Origin of the sequence: Candidatus Nitrosacidococcus sp. I8, assembly GCF_945836005.1 — a bacterium.
Taxonomy (GTDB): Bacteria; Pseudomonadota; Gammaproteobacteria; order Nitrosococcales; family Nitrosococcaceae; genus Nitrosacidococcus.
The window spans coordinates 644,916-657,324 of sequence record NZ_OX241534.1 but is presented as its reverse complement, the minus strand read 5'-3'; the positions used below and the strand labels follow the sequence as shown (position 1 = coordinate 657,324).

Genomic DNA, 12,409 nt, shown 5'->3' with positions numbered 1-12,409 from the left:
TTAAGTAGATAAAGGAGATCGTAATCCAGAAACCAAATCAAAATACTCAGGATGATCTGGGGTAATGAAGCCATGGCGAATCAGGAAATCAATAATGACAAGATTGCAATTTTTCTTAAATTCATCTGAATGACACACAATATCTGCAACTTTATCCATTGACCATAAATAAAATTCTTCTACTTCCCCATCTTGGCATTGAGGAGTAAAGTCAGCAGGAAGCTCTAAATCGTAACAATAAATAACATCTGGTTTGAGTAATCCTTTGGCTGACTCCACTTGATAAGAAATGTAGCCTACTGGGTAAGCTTGTTTGCTTAGCTCTAAAGGGATACCGGCTTCTTCCCAGCATTCTTTAGCAAGATTATCTGCTAAGGAAATATCATGAGGTAATCCCCCTGCTACCATATTATCTAGCTTATTTGAATCACTCCATTTGTTTTTAGCACGTCGACCCACCCAGATTTTTAGTTGCCCTTGATCTCTAACAAAGCCATTTAAATGCTGACCAAAAGCTTTTATTCCAAAATGAGGGATTACCCCTCTATCAATAGTAAACAATGCTTTTTTTCGAGAAGAAGATGTGACTGGATAAGCTTCTTGGCGTAAATTAGGAATCACTCCTTTTTCTACCAAAGATTGGGAAACTTCAGCCATTGCTTGAGTCTTAGCGATAAAAGAATCAAGTGTAGGGTTTAGAGAAACTGCAACCGAAGAGACTGTAAATAATTTTGGCCAAGTCTTAAGTATTTCAGCAAAATCATGTTTTAGCTGGCCTACTTTGAGTCCATTCACATAAAAGGAACGAAAGTTGGATAGAGAATACTGATTACAGTCTAGAATGTGTTGTAAGTAACTCATAAAATAAAGGATCAGTTTTAGCTTAAGTGCTCATGGGTAGAATTTTTTATTTATAAGCTAATATAGTTTAATCTATATTCTGAGTAAAGAAACTAAGTCTACCTAACCCTAGCATAGCCTGATCAAACCCTAGTTTATTAGAAGAGGGTTGATAGGCTTGAGTATTTGTTACGTAATTATTTTTTGAATTCTCTCCCGTTAAATCTAAATCTGTGCATAGTTGTTGTAGTTCAGCGCACAGTGCTTCTACCATTTCTTTATCTACACTCATTTTCTAATCCTTTATTATCTATGTTTAAAATGTAAGTAAGTAGATATTAACAAAAATTGTCATATCAATCATGAATTCTAGCAAAAATTGTCATAACCAGCTAATAAAAATTTTTCCTGATTTCAGTGAGAGTATATCGCTAGAAAATCTTTTCTTACATCAAAATTTACGAAAATTAGGTAGCAATTTACGTCCATTTGTTTATGCAAATTTTATTACTAGCTTAGATGGAAGAATCTCCTTAGTGCATTCTAAAACTAAAGCACATGTCGTACCAGAAGCAATTGGGAATAAAAGAGATTGGCGTTTGTTTCAAGAGCTGGCTGCTCAAGCCGATGGCATACTGGTCAGTGGGCGTTATATGCGACAGTTAGCACAAAATACAGCCCAAGATGGATTCCCTATCAGTACAAAATCAAGCTACCAAGATTTGATTAAATGGAGAGTATCTCAAGGACTATCACCACAACCTGCCATTATTATTATCAGTAGTAGCCTTGATTTTACCCTTTCAGAAAAACTATTAGATTCTGATCGATCGATTTATGTTGCTACTGGATCTGATGGGAATTTAGAAAAAATACAAAAATTAGAAGAAAAAGGGGCTCGTATTATTATTGCAGGTAGTGGTGCTCAAGTGAAAGGTCAACAACTCATTACTATGTTAGGGCAAATAGGGATGAAAACCATTTATATGGCAGCTGGATCCCAAGTATTTCATACTTTAGTTAAGAATAACCAAATTGACCGTCTTTATCTTACCCATGCTTTGAAACTGCTAGGTGGTACTGATTTTGATACCCTTTTAACAGGAAAGCAACTCATTATTCCTACAGAATTTAAGCTCCATGCTTTATATTACGATAGTAAAATCAATGAAAATGAAATAAACCAACTCTTTGCGATTTATGACCGATGTTCGTAGTATTTTATATATCTTTCTTTGTAGGTGGGTTTTCTTGTAAATTCTTTTGCAGATCATTAAATAATTTATTTAATTCGTTGGTTATTCCATTTAATCGATCTTTAAACTCAGGCATTTGGGTATTGAGCTTTTCCCGCATAGTTCTCAGCTTTTCCTCCATAGCAGGTAAGGATTGCTGTAATTTATCAACCGAATCATTTAGGTTTTTTCCAAACACATCACTTAAATTCTGAAAGTTTCCAAGTAAATTAGTAAGCTCACGAGCTTCAGTTACTACTCCTATTGATTCTCTATAGAGAACCTTCCACGTTCTACCTTCTTGAATAAGCACAGTAATTGTAGGAATTTCTGTAGTTTTTTGAGTTTTTTCATCTATTAAAGTAATGGTTGTCTTAATTTTTGCCTCATCATCTTCAAGAGTTACCCCTTTGTCTAGCTTAAAGTTTGAGATACTAGGTAGTGGCGATGTGATTTCACCTTCTTTGATAGATTGAGCAGCAGTATATTTAGCCAACGATTTTTCATCATCTGATTTTATAGCTGCCCAAAATTTTTCAGCCACTTCCTGTTGAGGCATTTTTGTAGCACTAAAAGCTATAATGGGAAGACACAAGAGTAAAGATAAAATAAAATTTAATATAGATTTCATTGTGTTATTTTTAATAGGAGATGTTATAAGGATTCTATATTGATCCCTGAGTTAAACTTAATTTCCATCACTTGCTGTTTCCAAACCACTTTACCAATATCTACCCAAGGTTGTTTTATATTTTTATTTCGCAAATCTTTTTCCCAATGCTCTAAAAGTACTGCTATATTCTTTGCTTTAATAATAAAGACTGCATCCTGTAAATCAGCTCCTATGCTAGGTCCCCAAAATGCAGTAACCTTACCAACAAATTTATGAAGACGATAAGCATTAATATGGGGCGTAACTGCTACATTAGCCCACATAGACTGAACTCTTCCCCAGTTAGGAGCAACCAATCGTCCTTCTTGATTAACAAAGGGTAGCCATTGCTCCTTACCTTCTTTATCTAAGTAAGTAAGAGCTAAAATATGGTTGTAGTCTTGAAGATGATCGTGGAGATAAAAAGCATGGGGAGTAATTCCTAAAAAAGCATTAGATAGGGCAAGGATTTGATTGCTGATTTGAGAGGCTAGCTGTCCTATTTCTTCGGTAGCTTTAATATTTAAACGGTAAAAAACACCATAATGAATAGAGCTATTGAGTTGTAATAACAGAATAAGTACTAAGAATTTAGTAATCCTAGTAGACTGTTTTTGCTCTGTTTTTCCATAACGATCATATAACCTATCAATAAAAGAACTCTTTTTTTCAGTTTTATTTAAAGGTAATAAACATTGCTCATCACAGGTAATCCGAGCACGATTATCTGCTATCCTCCGATATATCCAGCTTCCTATATGATAAATACCAGGGATACTTATTATCCAGCCTAAAGGTGCGGTATATTTCATCGCTTTAAAAATCTGAATATAGGTATCGATTCCAAAATAAACTTGGTTATGGGAATCGATACTATAAAGATCTTTAAGAAGCTGATCTTCTGTAAATTGACTGATTTGTGGATATGACTCTCGATGATCCTGCAACCCCTTGAAAGAAACCCCATTGAATCCATCAAAGTGATGAATAATGATAGCGGTACGATTACATAAGGGGCAGTTTTGATCATATAAAACAGTAAGTTCTGAGCTATTAAATTGAGCCCAAGTTTTAATCTTTCGCCACCAAGCAAAAGGCACCATCAGGCAATAGTGGGCAAGCATAGCAAAGCCAAAGGGATAAATATTCAGGGTAAAAATAATCCCTAAATGAAGAGCTGATCCATAAATCAGCACAGGGACACGAAAAATACGGAAATAGCAGATAAAAATAAAGAGAAATTCAAAAATAATAATGGAATAGCTTATGAGTTTTTGTAGCCCCTCAAAGTTTAATAGCCAGTTCATATTGAGGGCAGAAATATAATAAGGCATGATGGCAGGTGCCCATGCTCCAAGTCCATTTTGCCATTGGGGTGCAAAAAATTTATGAATATCAGAATCTAAATAAACTAGCCCAACAGAAATGACCAAGGGCAGGTAATAGCTTAAAACCGAGGTGGTTTGGAGCGGAATATAGTGATTTTTAGGGGTAGAAAGACTTAATTTAGCTCTTAAATTATCTAGAGATAACCCTCTTTCTGCAGGTAGAAAAAGTAACAGAAACCCTGTACCAATCATTAATTGATCAAAGCCACCATCAAAGTTACGCCACATGGGGGTAAAGATAGTAAAAATGACCCAGAAAAAATAATTAACTCCAGCTGCAAATCGAGTACGATAGCCCAATATTAAAAAGAGTGCAGCAAACCCCCAGAGTAATAAAAATAGATGAATAGTAGGAGAGGCAATTTCCACATTTGGAGTAGGATCAAAAATAAGACTACGAAAGTAATAAAGAAAAGCAACTTCTTGAAAAATTACTAACCCTAAAAAAATACGAAAAACAGCAAGCCCAGTGATGGGTACTTGTTTTTGGAGTCCTTGGAAAATGGCAGAGCGTAGTTTTTGATATAACATAAGGAAATGGTAAGAATGAATAAGCAATCTATCTTTTCAAAAAATACTCACTATCATAATACATTAGCCAGAATACCCTTAAAAGAATGAACAAAATAAGCGAAATTATTCATCAATGCCACATCAAAGCAGCTATTTTCGATTTAGATGGCACCATTATTGATAATAATGACTATCATTTAGAGAGCTGGCTTATCTCTTTAAAAAATAAGGGAGTATCCATGACTAAATCCTTTTTTAAGGAGCATCTGAGCGGAAAAACCAATAAAGATACTTTAGAGATTGTATTTAATCGTAAAATGCCAGCCGATGAAGCAATAGCACTTACCCTTGAAAAAGAGGAAATTTATCAAAAAATACATCAACCTCATATTAAGGAAGTATCAGGGCTTACTTCGATTCTAAATTTTCTTAGAGAAAGGCAAATAAAACTGGCTATTGCTACCTCAGGGATACTTACTAATATTAATTTTATGTTTGACCATTTGCCTATCAGGCAATATTTTGAAGAGGTAGTTTATAGTGCAGATATTCAGAGAGGAAAGCCTGATCCTGAAATTTATCTTTTAACTGCTCAAAAATTAAATGTCGCTTCTCAATATTGTTTAGTCTTTGAAGCCTCCATTGCAGGGATTACCTCTGGGCAAGCAGCAGGAATGAAAGTGGTAGCATTAACCACAACTAACACTAAAGAGGAATTATCTGAAGCAGATTATATTGTAAAAGATTTCGCTAGATTATTGTATTAAGCTCTGTCCTTATGCTAAGGGGAGGGATTAATTCTATTTTTCAAGCTATACCATGAATAGTAATACAACAAAATAAATATCCCTAAAGAAAAGGGAATGACAGCTAAATATTTATAAGTAATGGAATAAGCAATTATAGAATCATCAATTTCTAAGAATTCTATGACCATCCAGTAGGAATTAGCACTAATCCAGAAAATAACGGCAAGATTATGGCATAACTCTGCAAATATATTTCTGGTATGCAGAGTAATAATTATTGCGGCTATTAGGGTTGGGAAAATCATCGCAATTCCTAACGGTTTCCAGATCAAACACCAGCTAATATCCTTAAAAAGCCAGAATAAAATATGTAGATTCTCTAGCTTTCTAAACTTAAGAGGAATCGAATAAGTAGATATAGGTTCTTCCACGGCACTATACACCTTAATAGAGGCAAAATAAATTAAATAATATTTTCTATTTCTAAAATTTTTTAACTACTTTATTTAGCAATTTATACTTCATGGATAAAAGTTATCACCCACAAGAAATTGAACAGCGTTGGTATCAACTTTGGGAAGAAAAAGGCTATTTTACTCCCCAAGGAGAGGGTACACCCTATTGTATTATGATCCCCCCCCCTAATGTGACAGGTCATCTTCATATGGGTCATGCCTTTCAGGATACCTTGATGGATATTTTAATTCGCTACCATCGAATGAAGGGAAATAATACCTTATGGCAAGTAGGAACGGACCATGCAGGCATTGCTACTCAAATGGTAGTAGAAAGGCAGCTCAATAAAGAAGGAAAAACTCGTCATGATTTAGGTCGAGAGCATTTTACCCAACGTATTTGGGAATGGAAAGCCCAATCAGGAGGCACTATTACTCGCCAGCTTCGTCGTATGGGGGCTTCAGCAGATTGGGGGCAAGAACGCTTTACTATGGATGAAAGCTTATCTCGAGCAGTCGCTACTGTTTTTGAGCAGCTTTTTGATGAAGGGCTTATTTATCGAGGCAAACGGCTAGTTAACTGGGATCCGGTGCTCCATACTGCTATTTCTGATCTAGAAGTACTTTCAGAAGAAGAACAAGGTCATCTTTGGCATATGCGTTATCCTCTTACTGAAAGCAGTGGCTATATGATTGTGGCGACTACTCGCCCAGAGACTATGCTTGGGGACGTAGCTGTAGCCGTTCACCCAGAAGATCCTCGCTATCAAGATCTTATTGGAAAAACCCTAACTCTTCCTCTTACCAATCGGGTGATTCCTATTATTGGAGATAGCTATGTAGATCCAGAATTTGGTAGTGGTTGCGTCAAGATCACTCCAGCTCATGATTTCAATGACTATGAGGTATGGCAGCGGCATCAAGATAAATTATCTACTCAGCCCCATAGAGGATTAATTAATATCTTTACTATAGATGCTCATATTAGTGCCGATTCACTTATTCCTAAAAGATACCAAGGATTAGACCGGCTTGAGGCAAGAAAGCAGATTGTTGCAGATTTAGAGAATGCTGAGCTTTTAGAAAAAATTGAAGATCACAAATTGATGGTACCTCGTAGTGATCGCTCCCAAGCGGTGGTTGAGCCTTATCTAACAGATCAATGGTTTGTAAATGCTAAAATACTGGCAGCACCTGCAATTAAGGCAGTCAAAGAAGAAAAAATAAAGTTTGTTCCTGAAAATTGGAGCAAAATTTATTTTCAATGGATGGAAAATATTCAGGATTGGTGTATCTCTCGACAAATTTGGTGGGGGCATCGCATTCCTGCTTGGTATGATTCTCAAGGTAAAGTCTATGTAGCCGCTAGTGAAGAAAAAGTAAGGGAAAAATATCGTCTCTCTAGCAATTTTGTGCTTATCCAAGATGAGGATGTGCTAGATACTTGGTTTTCTTCTGCCTTATGGCCCTTCTCTACTCTAGGCTGGCCTGAAGATACGGAACAGCTTCGCTCTTTTTATCCCACCAGCGTATTGATTACAGGCTTCGACATTATTTTCTTCTGGGTAGCCCGGATGATTATGATGGGACTTAAATTTACAGGGCAAGTTCCTTTTAAAGAAGTATATATTCACGGTCTAGTGCGAGATTCAGAAGGGCAGAAAATGTCCAAATCTAAAGGCAATGTGCTCGATCCTTTAGATTTAATTGATGGGATCGATTTAGAATCCCTGCTTGCCAAGCGTACCACAGGGTTAATGCAGCCAGCTCTTGCTAAAGGTATTGAAAAAGCAACTAAAAAAGAATTTCCTCAAGGTATTCCTGCTTTTGGCTGTGATGCACTACGGTTTACTTTTGCTATTTTAGCTACAGGTGGGCGAGACATTCGCTTTGATTTAGGACGCATTGAAGGCTATCGTAATTTTTGTAATAAACTCTGGAATGCCGCTCGCTTTGTATTAATGAATGTGGATTCAAATGTTACCTATTCTGGGCAAGAAATTATCTTAGGTATGCCAGAGCAGTGGATTTATTCCCGCTTTCAGCTGACTATCCAGCAAGTTACTGATAGTTTTGCAACCTATCGTTTTGATCATGGTGCTCAAGCACTCTATGATTTTACTTGGAATGAATATTGCGATTGGTATTTAGAATTTGCCAAACCTATTTTAAATAGCCCTGAAACTTCTGAGGTGCAAAAGCAAGGCACTCGCCAAACTTTAATCGAAATTTTAGAAACTCTATTACGTTTACTCCATCCTATTATTCCTTTTATTACTGAAGAAATATGGCAGCAGGTTTCTCCTTTATCTACTCATCAGGGGGAAACTATTATGAAGCAGTCCTACCCTACAGCAAACCCTAACCAAATTAATCAAAATGCGATTGAAGAGATTAACTGGGTGATTGCCTTTATTACTGAAGTACGCTCAATTCGCTCCCAAATGAATGTTTCACCTAATAAGCAAGTACCTATTTTGCTCCAATCTAAGATAGAGAGCGATCAGATTAAAGTAGATTCTCATGATTCGTTATTAAAAACGTTAGCTAAGATAGATTCTATTCATTGGCTAAATGAGGAAGCTCCTCCCCCTTCTGCAACCGCTTTAATAGGTAATCTTGAAATTTTTATCCCTTTAGCCGGACTAATCGATGCTCAAGCAGAGTTGGCAAGGTTAGATCGGGAGATGGAAAAAATCCGTAAAATCCTAGCACAGATTCAAAATAAACTAGCCAATACTAATTATGTTGAACGAGCACCTGCTGAAGTGGTGGCAAAAGAACGGCAAAAAGCAGAAGAACTTGTAGTATCTCTAAAAGCGATAGAAGAGCAGCACACTAAAATAGCAGCACTCAAAACTTAGTTTTTTAATTCTATATATTTAATGTCAAATTTAATTCTACTTTTCTTATGCCTTTTACTAGGGTTTTTGTTAAGAAAATTTAAAATTTCATCAGAAGAAACCCCAATCGTATTAAATCAATATGTCATATATATCGCCTTACCTATGATGGCACTATATTATCTGCCAAATATTACGGTAAGTCCGAAGTTACTCTTCCCTGTAAGTGTTGCTTGGATAGGGTTTGTTTTTGCTTGGCTATTTTTTACTTTACTAGGTAAGAAACTCAATTGGTCTCGAAACCTGATAGGTGCACTCATTCTCACCAGTGGCTTAGGGAATACCTCTTTTGTAGGTATTCCTGTTATTAGTGCTCTTTATGGGGCAGAGGGATTACAAACGCTTATTATGGTAGATCTTCCAGGATCTTTTGTGGTGCTATCTACTCTAGGAATTATGGTTGCCACCATTCATTCCGAAGGAGGAGCTAATTTTTTTCAAATTGGAAAAGCGGTTTTTAAATTTCCACCTTTCTTGGTTTTTTTAATTGGTTTTACTATGGCACTCTTTGGCTGGCATTTTCCAGAAGTCATTAAGGGTGCTATTAAACCGTTAGCGGATACAGTAGCTCCTATTGCTTTAATTTCTGTAGGCTATCAGTTAAAAATAGAATTAGAAAGTGGGTATTGGCGTTATATTTCTATTGGCTTATTTGTTAAATTAATTTTAATTCCACTTACCATCTATAGTGTTTATAAATTTGTATTTAACCAATCAGGAATCCCTTTTGAAGTTAGCGTTATGGAAGCTGCTACTGGGCCTATGATTACTGGATCTATTATTGCAATCTCCTATGGGCTACGCCCTAACTTAAGCTCTATGATAGTGGGCATCGGAATACTCACCTCTTTTATAACCATGGCTGGTTGGTACTTCATATTAAAGCTGGGATAAAGCTAGTTTAAGTTACTTAAACTAGCGTCCTCTGCCCCAAACACTAGCACCTCTGCCACCAGCATCAGCAGGTGCATTTCCCATTCCTCCACTGCCATTATTGAATGAAGGTGTCGATCCAAATCCACGATTACCACTGTTAAACGAGGGGGCTGCTCTAAATCCTCCTGATCTCATTTGTGGTGCTGGCTGCCTTATCATAGGTGCAGATCTTTGAATTGTCTGAGGATCCGCCTCTCTATTATTCATTGGTCTTTGGGTGTTTTGATTAAATTGAGGTACTTGCTGCTGATTTGTCACGCTAGGCATAGATCTAGGTATAGACGCATTAGATCGTGGGGCTGAGATATTATTGCGATTAAATTGGGGAATACGCTCGGTTGCAGATCTAGGTGGTGTAATTATTTGAGGAGCAAGTCGTGTTCCATCACTACTCTGAATATTTCTATTAAAGTTAGGCACTTGCTGCTGGTTCGTTATGGTAGGTGAAGATCTTTGAATAGTCTGAGGATTAAATTGTTGGTGGCTACCAATTTCAGGTCTTTGGATGTTATTACGATTAAATTGGGGAATACGTTCGGTTGCAGATCTAGGCGGTGTTATCGTTTGAGGAGCAAGCCGTGACCCGCTACTATTCTGAATATTTCTATTAAAGCTAGGCACCTGCTGCCCTTCTATAGAGGGAGGAGTATTTCCCTGAATAGATCTAGGGGCAATAGGTTGACGATTGTTGGTAGTAGGTTTTTGAATATTACGATCAAACTGAGGAATTTGCTGGTTTGTGGTCGAAGGTACAGATCTTTGTATTGCTTGAGGAGCAACACGTCCACCATTATTTAATAACTTTCCTTGAGCATCTTTATTTAAGCTTGGGATTTGTTGACCATTTACAGAAGGCGTACTTCTTTGTATCGCACTTGGGGCTAATTGATTTCCTCTGCTGCCTGCACCCGTAAAAGACCTTCCGCCGTTACTACGATTATTAAGATTAGGAATAGTGCGATCTCTTACTGAAGGGGTATATCTTTGTCCGCCACCTTTATAAGGGATTCTATTGCGATCATACCCGTCAAGCCGCCCATAACTACGATGGTGCCACCTCATAGGTCCCCTATGACTACCATAACCATAGAGTCCATAGGGATAATAAAAACTATTAAAATAGGCTATTTGTGAATAGCCATACACCCAGTTAATTCCGCCAAAAAAGAATCCAGCCCCAATAGAAATTCCAACCCCTCCCCAGGCGAAACCACCCCCCCAGCCAGGGTATAGTCCATAACTAGGCCAAGGATTCCACCAGATAGGTGGATAAGAAGGCCACCACCAAGGACCATATACTATGGATGGATTATAGTAAGGGACATAGACAACTTCAGGATTAGGTGACTGAACAATGATGGTTTGCGCTTTTGTGCTTACCTGATATTTATCATTAGATTTTAAATTACCCGCTTCTTTTGCTTTTTTGCGGAGGTATTGAACCCGATCCCATAATTCTTTTTCTTGATTTATAAACGCATAACCTAATCGTTGTACCCAATCTAGATTATCGTTCATGGTAGATAGGATTTGAGGGAAAGCCACTATGGATTTTACGCTTGGATCCCAGTCTCTATTTTCAACTGCCCTCACTGCCGCTGATCCTTCTAAAGTAGGATTTTCACTTGACCACTTAGCAGCCTCACTAATCGCAGTAGGATAAGTAGAAGCCATCAGTAGCTGGGCTAATAAGCTATCGGGATAAAGAGCGATAGGTGCTAATATTTGATCAAGCTCTTCAGTAGTAAAAGCCTCATTTTCTCCAGCACTAACAGATGGAGAGAAAATTAAAGCAAAAAATATAATTACCATTGTATAAAATAAGTTCGCTTTAACTTTCATAGTACTTTCCCTTATATATTTGTATTTTTGAAGGGGATCATCAAAATAAATATTAAGGCTGCCGAATTAAATTAACCTTAATAATTATTTCTTATGGTTTTAGAGGTGTTTAACCGCTAGTTTAGGATTATTAATCTCTATGTAGTAGGGATTAAATTAACTTGGCTTGATAAGCATAAATAAAAAGAGGCGGTAATATATTACCGCCTCTAATTAAGAGTAGTATTGTACTATACTAAATTTAAGATTAGTCTTCTACTACATTTAAAGAACCGGGTAGGTGAATTCCTTTAGGATGGAGATGGCACCAAATGGTGAAAGCGCCTGTCTTATTTGCAGTTAAATTAATTGTTGCTTTTTCTCCAGCTTTAATGGTTTCTTTAATGCCATAAGCATCAATAGCAAATCCTTCACTAATAGGAGACTTGTTGTCTACGGTAATTTTAACGGTATCACCTTTATGTACTACAAGACCAGCAGGTTCGTTGAGTACATGGAATTCACGAATATTCTTAATAGTTACTCCTTCTACTTTGAGCTCTGGAATATTGATATCATCAGCTTCCATTACTACCGTGAAATCAACTTCCTTTGCTTGAGCAGCACCTACAAATAATGCACTTAAAAAACCAATTAATATTGCTTTAGTTATTTTCATAACTTAATATTCCTCAACCTAAAATTAACAAAAATTTATTATTAAAAACTAAGAGTTATTTCTAACCAAGCTAGAAATAAAGCATAGTTAGCTTTATTACTATATGAATAAAGATTTTTACCCAAATACTTTAGAGAGTAAGTATAGTAATGTCAATCAATATTGACCTATCCTAAATAGGGTTAGGTCTATTTTAGATTCATAAATTAAAGGGATATCCACGCTAATACCTCACTTT

Annotated in this window: 10 protein-coding genes; 4 read left to right on the top strand and 6 right to left on the bottom strand. The window is 36.6% G+C overall.

The window, feature by feature from the left end; translation table 11 throughout:
- Both OOL07_RS03270 and OOL07_RS03265 read right to left on the bottom strand, forming a co-directional pair.
- Nucleotides 1-861, bottom strand: coding sequence for a DUF4743 domain-containing protein (locus tag OOL07_RS03270; protein WP_264694996.1), 861 nt, complete (start codon nucleotides 859-861; stop codon nucleotides 1-3).
- A 67-nt stretch (nucleotides 862-928) separates the two neighbouring features.
- Nucleotides 929-1,132 carry a hypothetical protein gene (locus OOL07_RS03265; protein ID WP_264694995.1) on the bottom strand — a complete coding sequence of 68 codons (204 nt, stop codon included), beginning with the start codon at nucleotides 1,130-1,132 and terminating at the stop codon, nucleotides 929-931.
- A gap of 70 nt (nucleotides 1,133-1,202) precedes the next feature.
- Between OOL07_RS03265 and OOL07_RS03260 the strand changes: the two genes are divergently transcribed.
- Nucleotides 1,203-2,057, top strand: a complete 855-nt coding sequence (locus OOL07_RS03260) for a RibD family protein (RefSeq protein WP_264694994.1) — start codon at nucleotides 1,203-1,205, stop codon at nucleotides 2,055-2,057.
- A 4-nt stretch (nucleotides 2,058-2,061) separates the two neighbouring features.
- Here the strand turns inward: OOL07_RS03260 and OOL07_RS03255 are convergent, their stop codons facing one another.
- On the bottom strand, nucleotides 2,062-2,706 hold the full coding sequence (locus tag OOL07_RS03255; RefSeq protein ID WP_264694993.1) for a hypothetical protein: 645 nt from the start codon (nucleotides 2,704-2,706) through the stop codon (nucleotides 2,062-2,064).
- A gap of 23 nt (nucleotides 2,707-2,729) precedes the next feature.
- Nucleotides 2,730-4,646 carry a DCC1-like thiol-disulfide oxidoreductase family protein gene (locus OOL07_RS03250; RefSeq protein ID WP_264694992.1) on the bottom strand — a complete coding sequence of 639 codons (1,917 nt, stop codon included), beginning with the start codon at nucleotides 4,644-4,646 and terminating at the stop codon, nucleotides 2,730-2,732.
- A gap of 86 nt (nucleotides 4,647-4,732) precedes the next feature.
- Here OOL07_RS03250 and OOL07_RS03245 point away from each other — a divergent pair, with 86 nt between their 5' ends.
- The 3 genes from OOL07_RS03245 to OOL07_RS03235 all read left to right on the top strand — a co-directional run bounded on the left by OOL07_RS03245 (nucleotide 4,733) and on the right by OOL07_RS03235 (nucleotide 9,629).
- Nucleotides 4,733-5,395, top strand: coding sequence for an HAD family hydrolase (locus tag OOL07_RS03245; RefSeq protein WP_264694991.1), 663 nt, complete (start codon nucleotides 4,733-4,735; stop codon nucleotides 5,393-5,395).
- Nucleotides 5,396-5,900: 505 nt separating this feature from the next.
- A complete protein-coding gene (locus OOL07_RS03240; RefSeq protein WP_264694990.1) occupies nucleotides 5,901-8,696 on the top strand; it encodes a valine--tRNA ligase in 2,796 nt (931 codons plus the stop codon).
- A 21-nt stretch (nucleotides 8,697-8,717) separates the two neighbouring features.
- Complete coding sequence (locus tag OOL07_RS03235; RefSeq protein WP_264694989.1) at nucleotides 8,718-9,629, top strand: AEC family transporter; 912 nt, start codon at nucleotides 8,718-8,720, stop codon at nucleotides 9,627-9,629.
- A 21-nt stretch (nucleotides 9,630-9,650) separates the two neighbouring features.
- On the opposite strand, the gene OOL07_RS03230 is transcribed toward OOL07_RS03235, so the two are convergent.
- Nucleotides 9,651-11,513, bottom strand: coding sequence for a DUF3300 domain-containing protein (locus tag OOL07_RS03230; RefSeq protein ID WP_264694988.1), 1,863 nt, complete (start codon nucleotides 11,511-11,513; stop codon nucleotides 9,651-9,653).
- A 247-nt stretch (nucleotides 11,514-11,760) separates the two neighbouring features.
- Complete coding sequence (locus OOL07_RS03225) at nucleotides 11,761-12,171, bottom strand: nitrosocyanin (protein ID WP_264694987.1); 411 nt, start codon at nucleotides 12,169-12,171, stop codon at nucleotides 11,761-11,763.
- Between the last annotated feature and the right edge of the window lie 238 nt (nucleotides 12,172-12,409).

Excerpts from the sequence above, each read along its gene's own strand:
- OOL07_RS03255 (WP_264694993.1), bottom strand. The coding sequence starts at position 2,706 with ATGAAATCTATATTAAATTTTATTTTATCTTTACTCTTGTGTCTTCCC.
- OOL07_RS03240 (WP_264694990.1), top strand. The coding sequence starts at position 5,901 with ATGGATAAAAGTTATCACCCACAAGAAATTGAACAGCGTTGGTATCAA.
- OOL07_RS03245 (WP_264694991.1), top strand. The coding sequence starts at position 4,733 with ATGAACAAAATAAGCGAAATTATTCATCAATGCCACATCAAAGCAGCT.
- OOL07_RS03250 (WP_264694992.1), bottom strand. The coding sequence starts at position 4,646 with ATGTTATATCAAAAACTACGCTCTGCCATTTTCCAAGGACTCCAAAAA.
- OOL07_RS03230 (WP_264694988.1), bottom strand. The coding sequence starts at position 11,513 with ATGAAAGTTAAAGCGAACTTATTTTATACAATGGTAATTATATTTTTT.
- OOL07_RS03265 (WP_264694995.1), bottom strand. The coding sequence starts at position 1,132 with ATGAGTGTAGATAAAGAAATGGTAGAAGCACTGTGCGCTGAACTACAA.
- OOL07_RS03235 (WP_264694989.1), top strand. The coding sequence starts at position 8,718 with ATGTCAAATTTAATTCTACTTTTCTTATGCCTTTTACTAGGGTTTTTG.
- OOL07_RS03225 (WP_264694987.1), bottom strand. The coding sequence starts at position 12,171 with ATGAAAATAACTAAAGCAATATTAATTGGTTTTTTAAGTGCATTATTT.
- OOL07_RS03260 (WP_264694994.1), top strand. The coding sequence starts at position 1,203 with ATGAATTCTAGCAAAAATTGTCATAACCAGCTAATAAAAATTTTTCCT.
- OOL07_RS03270 (WP_264694996.1), bottom strand. The coding sequence starts at position 861 with ATGAGTTACTTACAACACATTCTAGACTGTAATCAGTATTCTCTATCC.